This is a genomic window from Winogradskyella helgolandensis (assembly GCF_013404085.1).
GTDB lineage: Bacteria > Bacteroidota > Bacteroidia > Flavobacteriales > Flavobacteriaceae > Winogradskyella > Winogradskyella helgolandensis.
In genome coordinates, this window is sequence record NZ_JABFHO010000001.1 from 847,771 (window position 1) to 864,799 (window position 17,029).

A 17,029-nucleotide genomic window follows, 5' to 3' on the forward strand; every position below is an offset into this window, starting at 1 on the left:
AAATTTAATTGTTCCACGTGGAACAAAAACGAATCGATATATGTTTAATGAAGTTTATGATGTTGTTGTAGTCGGTGCAGGTCACGCAGGAAGTGAAGCTGCAGCAGCTGCTGCAAATATGGGAAGTAAGACATTATTAATTACAATGAACCTTCAAAACATTGCTCAAATGTCTTGTAATCCTGCTATGGGTGGTATTGCAAAAGGCCAAATTGTAAGAGAGATAGATGCGCTTGGAGGTTATAGTGGAATTGTTTCGGATACCTCTGCGATTCAATTTAAGATGCTAAACAAATCCAAAGGACCTGCAATGTGGAGTCCTAGAGTGCAATCCGATAGAATGCGTTTTGCGGAGGATTGGAGAATGCTTTTGGAAGGCACAGAAAATCTTGATTTTTATCAAGAGATGGTTTCTGGACTTATAGTCGAAAATCATAAAGTAGTTGGTGTTAAAACATCGCTTGGTGTTGAAGTTCGAGCAAAGTCAGTTGTCCTTACAAATGGAACGTTTTTAAATGGTTTAATTCATATTGGTGATAAGAATTTTGGTGGTGGTAGAGCAGGTGAAAGAGCGGCTACTGGAATCACAGAACAACTTGTAAATTTAGGTTTTGAATCGGGTAGAATGAAAACCGGAACTCCTCCTAGAGTGGATGGTCGGTCTTTAGATTTTTCAAAAATGGTAGAGCAACCTGGTGATGAAGATCCACAAAAATTCTCGTATTTAGATATTACAAAACCGTTAACTAAACAGCGCTCTTGTCATATGTCGTATACGAGTGAATTGGTTCACGATTTGTTACGTGAAGGCTTTGATCGCTCACCAATGTTTAATGGTAGAATTAAAAGTGTAGGTCCTCGGTATTGTCCTTCAATTGAGGATAAGATTAATCGTTTTGCAGATAAAGATAGACACCAGTTATTCGTTGAGCCTGAAGGGTGGAATACTTGTGAATATTATATAAATGGATTCTCAACATCGTTGCCAGAAGATGTTCAATTTAAAGCCTTGCGTTCTGTTGTAGGTTTTGAAAACGTAAAATTCTTTAGACCGGGTTATGCGATAGAATACGATTACTTTCCGCCAACACAATTGAAGCATACGTTAGAAACTAAGCTCGTTGAAGGTTTATATTTTGCCGGACAAATTAATGGAACGACTGGTTATGAAGAGGCCGCGTCTCAAGGTTTAATGTCTGGTATTAATGCGAGTTTAAAAGTGCAAGAAAAAGATGCTTTTACATTACAGCGAGATGAAGCTTATATCGGGGTTTTAATAGATGATTTAATTACAAAAGGAACGGAAGAGCCTTACAGGATGTTTACTTCTAGAGCGGAATATAGGACCTTATTAAGACAAGATAATGCTGATTTTAGATTAACGCCTAAAGGTTATAAATTGGGATTAGCTTCTGAAAAACGTTTAAAACGTATGGAGGAAAAGGAATCTAAATCGGATGCTTTTGTGCAATTTTTTAGAGATACAAGCGTCACACCGGAAGAGGCAAATCCGGTTTTGGAATCTAAGAACTCAGCACCAGTTAAACAGCAAGATAAAATGTTTAAATTATATGCTAGGCCAAATATTACGATTGACGATGTTAGACAATTTCAATCTGTAGATGATTATATTCAGTCTAATAATTTGGATACAGAGATTATTGAGCAAACAGAAATTCAGGTGAAATATGCGGGTTATATTGAGAAGGAAAAGAACAATGCTGACAAACTAAATAGATTAGAGAATTTAAAAATTCCAGCTGGTTTTGATTATTCAAAATTGAAATCTATGAGTATTGAGGCGCGTCAAAAGTTGACTAAAATTCAACCTGTAACCATCTCTCAGGCTTCGCGAATTAGTGGGGTAAACCCAAATGATATTTCTGTATTGTTGGTTTATTTGGGCAGGTAAAAATAGATTCTCACTTTTGTGAGAATAAAATGTTCCACGTGAAACAATTTGTTTCTATGACGTTAAACGGTGTGATTAATTCTTAAAAACTGTTAGTGAATATCCCAACATTGATAAAGATCTATAGCTTAAAATGTATTCGAAAAAACATTAAGACGTTTGATTAAAACTAAAGATACATTGATATTGGTTTTTGTAATTGCTCTAATATTTGTAATTGGATTAACTTCTTATTTTATTTATAACATTCAGAACAAGTATAGCAAACCATCTTATTCAGAAAATTATATTGAAATCAAAACACGATATCTTTATGGGTTTGTTAGTGATTCTTTGATGTTGCGTACTGAATATCGTTTGACGAAAACTGAAAATAATTCTACTATTGGGTATAATTATATAAGTGAAACCGATGTATCAAGAAACTTTAAAATAACCTATAATTTAAAAATTGAAACTCTGATTTTTGATATAGGAGCTGAATATGAAATAAGCAAATTTAAAGTGTTATCTGATTTGGATGGAAATTGGTTTGATAGTTATATGATGATTGAACCAATAATTGATGGAGTAGGGCCTATACTATTTAATAAGGATTATGGAGCTTTAGCTTTTACAAATGCACATAGCCCTTCAGTATTCTTTATTTCAGAAAAGGATAATCTTTTATTTGTAAAGCAAATTGAAGAAAAATTATATCAGTAATATTGCAATTCATTTCAAAAGTAAAAGTGTATTCGTGCTAAATCAAAAACCAACATATCTAACTTTAAAAGACCATTCTGTTTCTAAAGAAGAATTCCAATTATTATATAATGAGGAGCTCGATATGTTAGAAACATTTCCGGAGCCAAAAGGTGAAAAGCTTTCAGAATATTACAAAAGTGAAGACTATATTTCGCACACAGATACCAAGCGAAATTTACTAGAATTCGCCTACCATAAAGTAAGAGAAATTTCTCTAAATCGAAAATTGAAATTAATCAATTCTTTTCAGTCAGAAACTAAAACACTTTTGGATATCGGATGTGGAACTGGTGATTTTTTAGAAACGGCTCAAAAAGACAACTGGAAAATAACAGGAATAGAACCGAACGAAAATGCACGACAAATTGCAAATTCAAAAACAAATAATGCAGTTTTTGAAACCGAAGAATTATTAAAATTGAAGCCTCACAGTTTTGATGTTATTACCCTTTGGCATGTGTTAGAACATTTACCAGATTTAGAAATGCACACTGTATTATTTAAAAAACTTTTAAAACCAAATGGCACTTTAGTAATTGCGGTTCCAAATTATAAAAGTTATGATGCGGAGTATTACAAAAACTTTTGGGCTGCTTATGATGTGCCAAGACACCTTTGGCATTTTTCAAAAATGTCTATTTCAGAATTATTCAAAAGAAAACAAATGACATTGCTAAAAACCTTACCAATGAAATTTGATGCCTATTATGTGTGTTTACTTTCTGAAAAATATAAATCAGGATTCATGAATCCAATTAAGGCATTTTGGATAGGATGGCAATCTAATCGTAAAGCAAAACGTTCAGGAGAGTACTCTTCTCATATTTATGTCTTGCGAAGTGGTAATTCTTAATATAAGCAGCGCTGTTCTTTTTTTGATATGCTTAGTGAGTCATAACAATACAAAATCCCGAAACACGCTTAAATCGCTTTATTTAGCTTCTTTTTTGATTGATTTTAAAAATTGAATACCTAGATTTCAATAGAAAACATCAATAGTAGAAAAATTGAGCAAATCACGGTGTAACTTTTATACATTTGCAAAAATTAAATAAAAACATATTCAACAAAATTTTCACAAATACTTAAACAATAAAAAAATGAAAAAAATAATCTTAAGTTTAGCGGTTTTGATTTCTGCTGCATCTTGTCAAGAACAACAAAAAATCGCATTCATAGATAATGGTGAAATAATTAGTGCTTATCAAATGAAAATTGATATTGAGGATAAATTTAAAACTCAAGATGACCAATTTACAAAGCAAAGAGATAGTATTGCTATGGTGTACCAAATGGAAATGCAATCTATTCAACAACGTATAAGTCAGTTGTCACCACAAAAACAACAAGAAGAATCTCAAGCATTTTCTCAAAAATGGCAACCAGTTCAGCAACAAATGCAAATGCGTCAGCAACAAATGGATCAAATGTTTAAAACTGAAATGGATTCTGTGCTTTCTAAATTCAACACCTTTGTTGAAGAGTATGGTAAAGAAAATGGATACACATTCATTCTAGGAAAAAATCAAGCAGGAAGTGTTGTTTATGGAATCGAAACTTTAGATATTACCGAAGAAGTTAAAAAGGGAATTAACGAAGCGTATAATTCTAAAGATGCTAAAACGGAAGTATCAACCGATGCAGCAACAGAATAATAATAACAGATCGTAATTTGTTTAAAAAAGCCAAGCCTAAGACGCTTGGCTTTTTTTATGTAATAAACGCGTTAGTTTAATGGATAAATCTGTAAGAATTATCTTAGAGCTTCCATTGCGTTCAATATGATAAATGGCATCTTGTAGTTCATCTGAAATCTCTAAAATATTGGAATCATGAACAAAAGGTGCAAATTTTTCGAGTTTAAAATCGTCTGATTTAGGTTCTAAATATACTAGCTCGTCAGCTTTATAGTTGAGTAATAAAGCTTGTCTGAAATAATTTAAACAGAAATTAAGAAATTTCTTTTGTGTTTCACGTCCTGTTTTTGCAATTTCTTCTGACCAAGATATTAAATCGTGTATTGCGGCTTTATTCCCTCTCGCTTTAAACGCTGAGCGAATCCAAAATACAAACCATTTTTCAAATTGTATATCTTCACTATCGTGATAGATTAAGTCGCATGCTTTATTATAATTCCCATTGGATTGGTGGGCTATTTTTGTCGCAACCGATTGCTCTATATGGTAGTTTTTTACTAAAGCTTCTGAAATAGCTTCTTCGGCCAAAGGTGGAAAGTGTAATATTTGACAACGTGATCTGATCGTACCAATGATTTGTTCTTCTTCTTCAGCGATAAGAATGAAAATGGTTTTTTCTGGTGGCTCCTCAATGAGCTTTAAAAGCTTGTTGGCACTAGCCGTATTCATTTTTTCAGCCATCCAAATCAACATCACTTTATGTCCGCCTTCATAAGATTTTAGTGTTAGTGCTTTTACAATTTCAAAGGCTTCATCTACACCAATTTGTCCTTGTTTATTATCAACTCCTAAAAGTTTATACCAATCAAATAGGTTGCCGTAAGGTTGTTGGTCTAAAAGTTGTCTCCATTCTTCGAGATAATATTTAGAAACGGGTTTGCTTTTTACTTTGTCGCTTGTCGTAACAGGAAATGCAAAATGTAAATCTGGATGAGAAAAATTCTTAAACTTTATATTACACGATTCATTTCCTCCTGAATTTTCACCATTATCGTTGCCGCACAATATATATTGCGCATAGGCTAAAGCCATTGGTAGCGTACCACAACCTTCAGGACCAATAAATAATTGGGCATGAGCAATTCTACCTGCATCGACACTTGTGGTGAGGTGATTTTTTATATGTTTTTGACCTAAAACTTCAGAAAATAGCATAAAGCAAAACTATGTATTTTTTATTAATCTATTATTTAATTTTTAATCGGACTTAATAATTTAAATCTAAAAAAAGGAATTTGTAGATAAGCGCAAAGGTTATCGTAAATAAAGGCTAGTGATTATTAAAAAGCGGTTAGATAAAGTATATTTTTTAACTTACTAATCTTTATATTTGTTATTCAAAATAAAATAATTTTCACATCTTATTTATATTATCATGAAGACATTAAACGATTTCAACTTTAAAAATAAAAAAGCATTAATTCGCGTAGATTTTAATGTACCATTAAACGATAAATTTGAGGTAACAGACGCAACAAGAATTGTATCTGCTAAACCAACAATTATTAAAATTTTAGAAGATGGTGGAAGCTGTGTTTTAATGTCGCATTTAGGTAGGCCAAAAGGTGTACAAGATGAATATTCATTAAAGCATATTGTAAATAAGATTGAAGACATTTTAGGAGTTGAAGTAAAATTTGCGAGCGACTGTGTAGGAGCAGAAGCTGAGGCAATGGCAAATGCTTTACAGCCAGGTGAAATTTTATTACTTGAAAATTTACGTTTTCATGACGAAGAAAAACAAGGGGACAGGCATTTTGCAGAGCAATTATCTAAATTAGGTGATATTTATGTGAATGATGCTTTTGGAACAGCACACAGAGCACATGCATCTACAACGATTGTAGCTGATTTTTTTCCGGAAGCAAAATGTTTTGGGCTATTATTAGCTAAGGAAATTGAGAGCATTAAAAAAGTAATGGAAGATGGTGAAAAACCTGTTTTAGCTGTTCTTGGAGGAGCAAAAGTATCTTCTAAAATTACGGTTATAGAAAATATATTAGATAAAGTAGATCATTTAATTATAGGAGGTGGAATGACATTTACCTTCATTAAAGCACAAGGTGGAAAGATTGGAGATTCTATTTGTGAAGATGATAAAATGGAATTAGCTCTAGAGATCTTAAAACAGGCTAAAGAAAAAGGAGTACAAATACACATACCTGTAGATGTTATTGCTGCTGATGCCTTTAGTAATGATGCAAACACTCAAGTTTGTGATGTTATGAATATTCCAGATGGTTGGCAAGGATTAGATGCTGGCCCTAAATCAAGAGAGAATTTTGATGCTGTTGTAAATGAATGTAAAACCATACTTTGGAATGGTCCTTTAGGTGTTTTTGAATTAGAAACGTTCTCTAAAGGTACAATTGCACTTGGAGATTCTATTGCAAATGCAACTAAAAATGGAGCGTTTTCTTTAGTAGGTGGTGGTGATTCTGTTGCTGCTGTAAAACAATTTGGTTTTGAAAATAAAGTAAGCTACGTTAGTACAGGTGGTGGAGCAATGCTCGAAAGTTTAGAAGGTAAAACCTTGCCTGGTATTGCTGCTATTCTAAGTTAATAAATTTTATATACTATTTTTAGCGATTTCAACGTTGTATGATGTTGAACGCTATATCGATTACCAATTGAGATTAGGATTAGAAAGGCAATGCTTTATCTATACTAATTTCAAGTGGTAATTGGTATGTAATCAATTCTTGTAAACCTATGACATTAAAACGATTTTTATTGGCTTGTATATACCTGTCTGTTTGTATAGGGTTTTCTCAAACTCAAACGGATAGTGTTGCTAAAAAATCAATTAAAGTTGATTCAAGCCAAAGTTCCGTAATTGATGGTAAGTTATTCAAGCCTGGTGAAAAAATAGAACCTGTTGTAGATTCAACAACTGTTAAAAACCTTAAAGATTTACCAGAAGCAGCAGAAATCGATAAAAAATGGTTAGAAGAATTGTATAGCAATTCCCTTTTCGACACCATTTATAAATCGGTTACAGAGCTAGACTATGAGCCTGTAGATTATCCTGAGCTTCCTACAGATACATTAAAAGCAAGGTTAGAGCGACTTAATGCCAGAACGCCTTTTAATGTAGAATATAACACTTCTTTGGAAAGTGTTATTAAAAGCTACCTTAAACATAGACGTAATTCTTTAGAGCGTTTAATGGGCTTAAGCCATTTTTATTTTCCAATGTTTGAGCAAGAATTTGACAATCACAATATTCCTTTAGAGATGAAGTACTTGGCGATTGTAGAATCGGCTTTAAAACCAAGAGCACGTTCTCGTGTTGGCGCAACAGGCATCTGGCAATTTATGTATGGTACAGGTAAGGAACATGATTTAAACGTGAGCAGTTATGTAGATGATCGTAGTGATCCCATAAAGTCTACTACAGCCGCTGCCGAATATTTAAATAGAGTATATCGTATTTTTAATGATTGGGATTTAGCATTAGCCGCTTATAACTCAGGACCAGGCAACGTAAATAAAGCGATCAGACGTTCTGGAGGATCTAAGAATTATTGGAATATTCGTCATAATTTACCTAGAGAAACGGCAGGTTATGTGCCTGCATTTTTAGCTACGATGTATATTTTTGAATACGCGGAAGAACACGGCTTTAAACCAGAACGACCACCTTTTCAACTTGTACAAACAGATACGGTTCACGTAAAACAAATGATTTCTTTAAATCACGTGTCTGAAGCAACAGGTATACAAATTGAAGAATTACAGTTTTTAAATCCAGCCTATAAATTAGATATAATTCCGAAGGTTGAAGGTAAAATCTATACGTTACGATTACCTCGTGAAGCTATTGGTACGTTTGTAACTAATGAAGATAAAATCTATGCGTTTGCTAATGCCGAATTTAATAAGCGGGAAAAACCATTACCTCAAGTTGTTAATGATGATACAAAAATCAGGTATCGTGTTCAAAGTGGAGATTACCTTGGTAAGATTGCAAGGAAGTATGGTGTTAGAGTAAGCCAATTAAAACAATGGAATAATTTAAGGGGAAATGACCTCAATATTGGTCAACGCTTAACTATTTACCCTAAGAATCATGGTGCTATATCAGCTTCAACACCAACTAAAAAAGTAGTGAATGCAGAAGGAAAACAAACCTATAAAGTAAGGTCTGGAGATTCACTTTGGTCTATTTCTCAAAAATTTTCTGGAGTTTCTGTTCAAAATATTAAAGATTGGAACGATATTAGTAGTAATAAACTCAAAATAGGAATGACGCTTATTGTGTCTAAATAGTAAACCAACAAAAAATATAAACTTATGAAAGCGCTTTACACGGTATTATTTTGTGTGTTGTTATTAGCATGTGGAGATAAAAAAGGAGATGATAAAACGATTTATTTACCTGCTTCAAACGGAAATTTGAATACTATTTCTGTTGTAGCTGATAATATTGTTTGGGAAGGTGATGTGGGAGAACAGGTTCGAAATATTTTTGCAGCTCCTTTAGATGGTTTACCAACAGAAGAACCGTTATTTAATATGAGACAAATTCCAACTCAGGTTTTTGACGGGTTTGCAGCACGAAGTAGACTTGTACTTAAAATTGAAAAAGGGGATATTGAAGCGACTACTAAAATTGTAAATAATGCTTTTGCTAAACCACAAACAGTTGCAGTAGTAGGTGGCAAAACCGACAAAGAGATCATTGAGCAATTAGTAGAGAATAAAGCTAAGATTATTGATGCATTCACTAAAGAAGAAGTAAAAGAGAAGCAAAGACGTATCAATTTATCGTTGTTAAACGATACAGAAATGGAAGATAAATTAGGTTTTACTATTAATATTCCTACGGCTTATAGAATTAGCAAAGCTGGTGATGATTTTTTCTGGGTTCGTAAAAACCTTTCAAATGCGAAAACGATGGAGCTTATGTTTTATGAGGTGCCATTTGAATCGATTTCTAAAGGGGACAGTACGATTGTAGATATTGTTAAGCTGCGCGATGAGATTACTAAATCTAAAATTCCGGGTGAAGATGGTATTTATATGGCTGTTGAAGATGCCTATGCACCATCAATGTTTGAAACTATAATAGATAATAAACCCGCTTACGAAGTAAGAGGTATGTGGATAATGAAAGGCTTCACTATGGCAGGACCATTTATTACGTATGCGATTGAAGATAAAATAAACAACCGTTACTTAATTGCAGATGGCTATGTTTACGCACCGTCTTTAGAGAAACGAGACTATATTTTTGAATTAGAATCGATTATTAAATCGATTACAATAAAATAGATACTATAGACCAATAAAAAAGCCAACTCTTAGAGTTGGCTTTTTTTATGTGTTTCGTTTTGTAAGAGTTTTATTCTTTCTCTTTAGAGTCTACAGACTCATCTTTATTAGCGTTCTTAAATTCTTTTAAACCGCTACCTAAACCTTTCATTAATTCAGGAATCTTTTTACCACCAAAAAGTAATAAAACTATTACAGCAATTAGTATTACTTGAGGCCATCCAATCATTAATGGGATAATGTTTAAACTCATAACTTTTTATTTAGGCTGCAAAGTTAAGTAATTATAGTTTAATAATAGCGTTGTTATGTCAACTTTAAGACTTAATCATGGGACTATTTGAGTATTTTAACTAATTTTGTTTCGATGGCAAAAAAGAAAAAATCAGAAAAAAAATTTACTAAAAAATTACTTCACAAGTATCGTTTAGTCATACTAAATGAGGATACTTTTGAAGAGCGTTTTGCTATTAAACTAACACGATTAAATGTTTTTATATTAACGTCGCTTTCGGCTATTTCATTGGTGTTTTTTACGGTTTTATTGATTGCATTTACACCATTAAGAGAATACATTCCTGGTTATTCTTCAGCAAAATTAAAAAAGAGAGCAACCATTTTAAACTACAAAACAGATTCACTAGTTCAAGAATTGGAATTAAATAAACGTTACTATGCCTCCATAAGAAAAGTACTAACGGGAGATGTGGCTACATTAGATTTTAATAGAGACTCAGTGATTGAAGCCGCTAAAAACGATTTAGATATTTTACAAGTACCAACGAGTAGAGAAGATTCTCTTTTAAGAGAAAAAGTAGCAAAAGAAGATAAATACAATTTGTTTGAAGTTGCAGGAGACCATTCGAGTTACATTTTGTTTCCTCCTGTAAATGGTACCATTTCCGAAGGCTATAATTTAGAAGAAAAACATTTTGCAGTAGATGTTGTTGTACCGGTTAATACTCCTGTTAAAGCAACAGCAGATGGTACCGTTATTTTTGCTGAGTGGACCGTAGAAACGGGCTATGTCGTCATCATAGAACACAATAGAGAATTGATTTCTGTTTATAAACATAATTCAGATATCACAAAATCTCAAGGCGACGTTGTAAAGTCTGGTGAAGTCATTGCGATGTCTGGTAATGCAGGCGAACTAACCACAGGGCCTCATCTTCATTTCGAATTATGGAGTAAAGGATACGCTATAGATCCAACTAATTTTATCAATTTTGAATAATGTCTTCATTTAAAGCTGCACTTTCTAAACCGTTTGCTAAATATGTAGCAAAACGCATTCAAAAATGGTCTTCTAGACCTGTTGAAACACAACAAAAAGTCTTTAAAAATTTAATTTCTGAAGCTAAACATACCGCTTTTGGTAAAGATCATAATTTTGGATCAATAGTAACTTATGGAGACTTTCAAAAAAATGTTCCTATTAGAGATTATGAAGAACTAAAACCTTATGTGGAGCGTGTTGTAGCAGGAGAAGAAGATATTCTTTGGAAAGGCAAACCTGTGTATTTCGCTAAAACCTCTGGGACAACCTCTGGAGCAAAATACATTCCTATTACAAAGGAAAGTATGCCAACGCATGTTGAAGCGGCTAGAAATGCGATTCTGATGTATATCTATGAAACAGGAAATGCGAAATTTGTGGATGGTAAAATGATTTTTCTTCAAGGCAGTCCAATATTAGAAGAAAAGAATGGTATAAAACTCGGTAGGCTTTCTGGAATTGTAGCACATTATGTGCCTAAATATCTTCAAAAAAATAGATTACCAAGTCTAGAAACCAATTGTATTGATGATTGGGAAACTAAAGTTGAAGCCATTGTAGATGAAACCATAAATGAAGACATGAGTATCATTTCTGGTATTCCATCTTGGGTGCAAATGTATTTTGAAAAACTGATTGAGAAGTCGGGCAAAAATGTTGGTGATCTCTTTAAAAACTTCAATCTATTTATTTTTGGAGGGGTTAACTATGAACCATACAGAGCTAAATTTGAAAATTTAATAGGACGGAAAGTCGACAGTATAGAGCTATATCCTGCGAGTGAAGGCTTTTTTGCATTTCAAGATCAACAGAATGAACGCGGTATGCTGCTTCAATTAAATTCTGGTATTTTTTATGAATTTGTAGAAGCCGAACATTTCTTTGAAGACAACCCTAAACGGATCACCATTGCAGATGTAAAGTTAAGCGTAAATTATGTAATGATTATTTCTACTACAGCAGGGCTTTGGGCATACAATATTGGAGACACTGTTGAGTTTACATCACTAAAACCCTATAGAGTGATTGTGAGTGGACGCATAAAGCATTTTATTTCAGCATTTGGAGAGCATGTGATAGGAAAAGAAGTGGAGCAAGCTTTAAAGGAAGCTACTCAAAACACATCTATCTCTGTCAATGAATTTACGGTTGCGCCTCAAATAAGTCCTGAAGAAGGCTTACCATATCACGAATGGTTAATTGAGTTTGAAAACGAACCAGAAAACGAAGCGGAACTAATTGAAGCCTTAGAGCAGTCCTTACAGCAACAAAACAGTTATTATTTAGACTTGATTAAGGGGAAAGTTTTAAAGCCGTTAAAAATCACAAAAATCAAAAAAGATGGCTTCCAGACCTATATGAAATCCATTGGAAAATTAGGAGGTCAAAATAAAATTCCCAGACTAGCAAATGATAGAAAAATTGCAGACAGTTTGCATCAACTTAAATTAATCAAATAAGCCTATATTTGTAGGTCAAATTAAGATATGATTACAAATAAAAAGAAACAAGGAAGAACTAGAGCTCAAGAGAGTTCTAGTGCTATAGAACGCATGTATATTACTATGCGCCACTTATTTAATCGTGGGTTTTATAAACCTATGGGAGTTTCTGGTGAAACATTACGCGAAGCATTATTGCTTTTACGTCCAGAAATTTATGGTTCTATAGGAGAAGAAAAAGCAGAATTAGAAGGTTTACTATATGTTGTAGATCGTTTGCCACAAGGTATAGAAGAATGTACATTTATTAACTTAACAAGTGATGAGGGGTACGGAAATTCGCATTTTAAAGCTATAATTCCACCAAAACGAAGACGTAATTGCTACCGTATTGATGATGAGCAAATGAATATTGAAATCACAAGAGGTCGCTCTGAGATTTACGATATATTAACGCACCTTACGTTTCTGTTTGTTGAGTCTCATAAAATCAGCAAACGCGTTATTATAGATGAAGATGGCTCAACGGTTAGAGATTGGCAAAAATTAGAAAACGCTGTACTTTCAACAAAGAAACTTACGCAGAAAGAACGTGAAATAGCCATTACGCACACGGCTAATATTTTAGGAAGAACGTTTAACGAACTTACTGAAGCTTATCCAAAATTTGCTACTGAAAGTCAGCCCGAACGTTTACTACACATCGTATATTGGTTAGGGAAATTAGCTATAGAAGAAACCATTAATAATTCTAAACGTACTATCACTTTTAGTCCTGTTTTAAGAGAGCGTTTAGGACATCATATTCATGGAGAAATATGGGCAGATACCATTAAGGCTGCTTTGCATAAAAACGGCTTATTAGAACGGCCAATTCATGTCATTAGTGCCAATATGCATAGCGTTATGAATTCTTTATTTGCAAAAGGAGCACTAAAAGGAGCAGATGCTAAAAAAGATATTTTTCAAACGTATGAGACTTTAAGTAATTCTAAAAATTCAGACCTGCGCAATAAAGTTGAAAAACTAGCGTTGCAAAATGGAATGATTCAAATCAATGATACATCTGGAACGAATATAGATATTCAGATTTTTGATACGGCTAAAATTGATTTTTCAAAAACTGAGTTTAAGTATTTAGAAGAGGCTAAAGAAAATAAGGCGGTTATTTTTGTAATGGATTACGCTTTTGGAGAACAAGCCTATGAAACTTTAGATGAGTTTTTGAAACCTATACATGTAGATGGAAAAGACGTTCACTTAGACGTCAAATCTATTTCAATTATGGGTAAAGCAGGAATCTTAGAAGGAGGTAAAGGAGATGTAATGATTCCGACGGCTCATATTTTTGAAGGCACAGCAGATAATTACCCGTTTAAAAACGAATTGAGTAAAAAGGATTTATTAGACTGTGGAGTTTCTGTTTATGAAGGTACTATGGTGACTGTTTTAGGTACATCACTTCAGAATAAGGAGATTTTAAAATTCTTTAAAAAATCGACATGGAACGTTATTGGTTTAGAGATGGAAGGTGCACATTATCAAAAAGCCATTCAAGCAGCATCTAGAGTTAGAAGCAGTATAAATGAAGATGTTAAAGTAAGATACGCTTATTACGCGAGTGACAATCCTTTAGAAACAGGAGGCACTTTAGCTTCCGGAGGTTTAGGAACTTCTGGTGTAAAACCAACATACGTCATTACAAAAAAAATACTAGAACAAATATTTAATTCATAAACAATGAGTGAGAAATTACCACAGCAACCAGATAATGAAGAGGTTGATTTAGGACAGTTATTTAATGCTATAGGGAGGTTATTTGAAAGACTGTTTGCTTTTATATCAAGTATATTGATAGGGATTTTTTCTGCTATTATATACATCATTAAACCATTAATAGTATATTTTAAACTAGTTGCAATAATTTTAATAATTGCTTTTGTTTTAGGTTTTATTCTTGAAAAATCTCAAGATCCTATTTATTCATCGAAAATGGTGGTAGAGGCACATTTTGATTCTAAATATCAGTTAGTTAGTGATATTGATTATTTTAATGCTTTAATTAAATCAAACGACATTGCAGAGTTGTCAAATATATTTGAAATTGATAGCTCATATACGAAATATTTAAAGGGTTTTGATTTAGAAGCTGGCCCTGTAACTCAAAATGATTTATTTGTAGAATATGGTGAATATGTTAAATCTATTGACACATCATTAGTTAATCAGTTGAGCTACAGAGAATACTATAGTAATAGAGATTTATTATCGGGTAGTATTTACACTATCACAGCAAAAGCTATCAAACAAGATGTTTTTCTAAAGCTCAATGAAGGTTTTAGAAAGACTTTTGAGAATGATTTTTCAAAACATCAAAAACAAATTAGAGATAGTAGTGTCTATATTGAACGTTTATCTTTAATGACAGAGTTATCACGTTTAGATAGTATTCAAAGAACATACTTAGAGGTTTTAAAGAGTGAATCTAAAAATAGAAATATATCATTTGGATTGAATACAGGGCTTCCCCTTCAGGAAGAAAAGTCTTTAACTAAGGAGTATGAATTATTTTTAAAAGAACAAGAAATTCGAAGAAATTTAAATTCTATAAATAGGGGGCTTGTAGAAAAGAATACGTATTTTGATATTGTTTCGTCCTTTGACAGGTTAGGCGTTGATGATAAAAAAATTCTATCACGCTACTATGTTATATTTCCTATTTTAGCCATATTACTTTTTCTTGTAGGATTTATGGCGAATAAAGCAATTAACTATATTAAAGATTATGAATAAAACTCAGTCCATATTAATTACTGGTGGAGCAGGTTTTATAGGTTCAAACTTTATAGTCTATTTTTTAGAAAAGTATAAGACTATTAAAGTTGTTAATTTAGATTAGCTCACTTATGCAGGTGAGCTTTCTAATTTAAATGAACTTGAGAACAATGTTAATTATACCTTCATTAAAGGAGATATTTGTGATTCGGAACTTGTAAATGAGCTTTTTAATACTTATAATTTTTCTGGTGTTATTCATTTTGCTGCAGAATCTCACGTAGATAACTCTATTAAAAACCCAGATGCTTTTATAAAGACAAATGTTAATGGCACATTTAATTTATTAGATATCGCTAAAAATAATTGGATGGATGCTCCATTTTTATTTAAGCCAGGTTGTGAGAATCATAGGTTTCATCACATATCTACGGATGAGGTTTATGGTACCTTAGGTGAAACAGGCTTGTTTACTGAGGAAACTCCTTATGCTCCAAATAGTCCATATAGTGCCTCAAAAGCATCTTCAGATTTTATAGTGAGAAGTTACTTTCATACGTATGGAATGAATGTCGTTACGACTAATTGTAGTAATAATTATGGACCGAAACAGCATGATGAAAAGTTGATTCCAACTATTATAAGAAAGGCTTTGAATAATGAGGCTATTCCTATTTATGGAGATGGAAAGAATATTAGAGACTGGCTATATGTAGAAGATCATTGTAAAGGAATTGATTTGGCATTTCAGAAAGGAATAGCTGGTGAGACTTATAATGTTGGGGGCAAGAATGAACGGGATAATTTATATATAGTTCATAAGATTTGTGAAATATTAGACGGTATAAAGACTAGAGAGGATTCTGGTTCTTATGCAGATTTAATAACTTTCGTTAAAGATAGGCCTGGACATGATTTTAGATATGCAATTGATGCTTCAAAATTAGAAAACGAATTAGGCTGGAAGGCAAGTGAGAATTTTGAATCAGGCATATTGAAAACCATAAAGTGGTATCTAAATAAATACAATAGTTAGTATGAAAGGAATTATTCTTGCAGGTGGATCAGGTACAAGGTTGCACCCATTAACTTTAGCCGTAAGTAAGCAATTAATGCCTATTTATGATAAACCTATGATTTATTATCCTTTGTCTACTTTAATGTGGGCTGGTATAAAGGATATTCTAATTATTTCTACACCTCAGATTTGCCTTTATTTAAAAAATTACTAGGAGATGGTAAACGCTTTGGTTGCAATTTTGAATATGCTGTACAAGAAGAACCAAATGGTTTAGCTCAAGCTTTTATTATTGGAGAGGAATTTATAGGAAATGATAAGGTGGCTTTAATTTTGGGGGATAATATTTTTTATGGGACAGGATTAGCTGAATTGTTGCAACAGAATAACGATCCTGATGGTGGCATCGTATACGCTTATCATGTGCACGATCCAGAGCGATATGGTGTTGTAGAGTTCGATAAGGATGATAATGCGGTTTCAATTGAAGAAAAACCAGAACATCCAAAGTCTAATTATGCCGTTCCTGGCATTTATTTCTATGATAATTCAGTAGTGGATATCGCTAAAAATATCAAACCAAGTAAACGTGGAGAGTTGGAAATAACAGACGTAAATAAGACGTATCTAAACCAAGGGAAATTAAAAGTAAGTGTACTAATAAAGGCACAGCGTGGCTAGATACAGGTACCTTTAAATCGTTAATGCAAGCCTCGCAATTTGTACAAGTTATAGAAGAGCGACAAGGCTTAAAAATAGGAGCTATAGAAGAAGCGGCATATAGAATGGGATATATTGATAAAAAACAATTTATAAAAGTGGTTAAGCCTTTAACAAAAAGTGGTTATGGTAAGCACTTATTAAGTTTAGTATCGGAATAGT

General features: G+C 32.9%; 13 protein-coding genes and 2 pseudogenes. 13 read left to right on the forward strand and 2 right to left on the reverse strand.

Annotation, left to right across the window (positions count from 1 at the left end):
- Window positions 1-40: 40 nt before the first annotated feature.
- The 4 genes from mnmG (at window position 41) to HM992_RS03425 (ending at window position 4,314) form a co-directional block, all read left to right on the forward strand.
- Window positions 41-1,912, forward strand: a complete 1,872-nt coding sequence (mnmG, locus tag HM992_RS03410; RefSeq protein ID WP_179318719.1) for a tRNA uridine-5-carboxymethylaminomethyl(34) synthesis enzyme MnmG — start codon at window positions 41-43, stop codon at window positions 1,910-1,912.
- A gap of 159 nt (window positions 1,913-2,071) precedes the next feature.
- Window positions 2,072-2,617, forward strand: coding sequence for a hypothetical protein (locus HM992_RS03415; RefSeq protein WP_179318720.1), 546 nt, complete (start codon window positions 2,072-2,074; stop codon window positions 2,615-2,617).
- Between the two features lie 34 nt (window positions 2,618-2,651).
- On the forward strand, window positions 2,652-3,512 hold the full coding sequence (locus tag HM992_RS03420; RefSeq protein ID WP_317167540.1) for a class I SAM-dependent methyltransferase: 861 nt from the start codon (window positions 2,652-2,654) through the stop codon (window positions 3,510-3,512).
- A 247-nt stretch (window positions 3,513-3,759) separates the two neighbouring features.
- Window positions 3,760-4,314 carry an OmpH family outer membrane protein gene (locus HM992_RS03425; protein WP_179318721.1) on the forward strand — a complete coding sequence of 185 codons (555 nt, stop codon included), beginning with the start codon at window positions 3,760-3,762 and terminating at the stop codon, window positions 4,312-4,314.
- 36 nt (window positions 4,315-4,350) lie between these two features.
- On the opposite strand, the gene HM992_RS03430 is transcribed toward HM992_RS03425, so the two are convergent.
- Window positions 4,351-5,511, reverse strand: a complete 1,161-nt coding sequence (locus tag HM992_RS03430) for a DNA polymerase III subunit (protein WP_178986399.1) — start codon at window positions 5,509-5,511, stop codon at window positions 4,351-4,353.
- 220 nt (window positions 5,512-5,731) lie between these two features.
- Between HM992_RS03430 and HM992_RS03435 the strand changes: the two genes are divergently transcribed.
- The 3 genes from HM992_RS03435 to HM992_RS03445 all read left to right on the forward strand — a co-directional run bounded on the left by HM992_RS03435 (window position 5,732) and on the right by HM992_RS03445 (window position 9,633).
- Window positions 5,732-6,919, forward strand: coding sequence for a phosphoglycerate kinase (locus tag HM992_RS03435; RefSeq protein WP_178986398.1), 1,188 nt, complete (start codon window positions 5,732-5,734; stop codon window positions 6,917-6,919).
- Between the two features lie 149 nt (window positions 6,920-7,068).
- Window positions 7,069-8,628, forward strand: coding sequence for a LysM peptidoglycan-binding domain-containing protein (locus HM992_RS03440; RefSeq protein WP_179318722.1), 1,560 nt, complete (start codon window positions 7,069-7,071; stop codon window positions 8,626-8,628).
- A 24-nt stretch (window positions 8,629-8,652) separates the two neighbouring features.
- Entirely contained in the window at window positions 8,653-9,633 is a 981-nt protein-coding gene (locus tag HM992_RS03445; protein ID WP_179318723.1) for a DUF4837 family protein, read from the forward strand.
- A gap of 70 nt (window positions 9,634-9,703) precedes the next feature.
- Here HM992_RS03445 and HM992_RS03450 read toward each other — a convergent pair whose 3' ends face one another.
- Window positions 9,704-9,886: a twin-arginine translocase TatA/TatE family subunit gene (locus tag HM992_RS03450; protein ID WP_178986395.1), complete on the reverse strand. Its 183-nt coding sequence runs from the start codon at window positions 9,884-9,886 to the stop codon at window positions 9,704-9,706.
- A 114-nt stretch (window positions 9,887-10,000) separates the two neighbouring features.
- Here HM992_RS03450 and HM992_RS03455 point away from each other — a divergent pair, with 114 nt between their 5' ends.
- The 6 genes and pseudogenes from HM992_RS03455 to rfbA all read left to right on the forward strand — a co-directional run bounded on the left by HM992_RS03455 (window position 10,001) and on the right by rfbA (window position 17,028).
- Window positions 10,001-10,870, forward strand: a complete 870-nt coding sequence (locus HM992_RS03455; RefSeq protein ID WP_178986394.1) for a M23 family metallopeptidase — start codon at window positions 10,001-10,003, stop codon at window positions 10,868-10,870.
- Window positions 10,870-12,372: a GH3 auxin-responsive promoter family protein gene (locus HM992_RS03460; protein ID WP_179318724.1), complete on the forward strand. Its 1,503-nt coding sequence runs from the start codon at window positions 10,870-10,872 to the stop codon at window positions 12,370-12,372. Before HM992_RS03455 ends, HM992_RS03460 begins: the two co-directional genes overlap by 1 nt.
- 27 nt (window positions 12,373-12,399) lie before the next feature.
- Entirely contained in the window at window positions 12,400-14,091 is a 1,692-nt protein-coding gene (locus tag HM992_RS03465; protein WP_178986392.1) for a DUF6909 family protein, read from the forward strand.
- Window positions 14,092-14,094: 3 nt separating this feature from the next.
- Window positions 14,095-15,147: a hypothetical protein gene (locus HM992_RS03470; protein WP_179318725.1), complete on the forward strand. Its 1,053-nt coding sequence runs from the start codon at window positions 14,095-14,097 to the stop codon at window positions 15,145-15,147.
- Window positions 15,140-16,165 (forward strand): annotated as a pseudogene (rfbB, locus tag HM992_RS03475) (dTDP-glucose 4,6-dehydratase). Before HM992_RS03470 ends, rfbB begins: the two are co-directional and overlap by 8 nt.
- A gap of 1 nt (window position 16,166) precedes the next feature.
- A pseudogene (gene rfbA / locus HM992_RS03480) lies at window positions 16,167-17,028 on the forward strand (glucose-1-phosphate thymidylyltransferase RfbA).
- Window position 17,029: the final 1 nt, after the last annotated feature.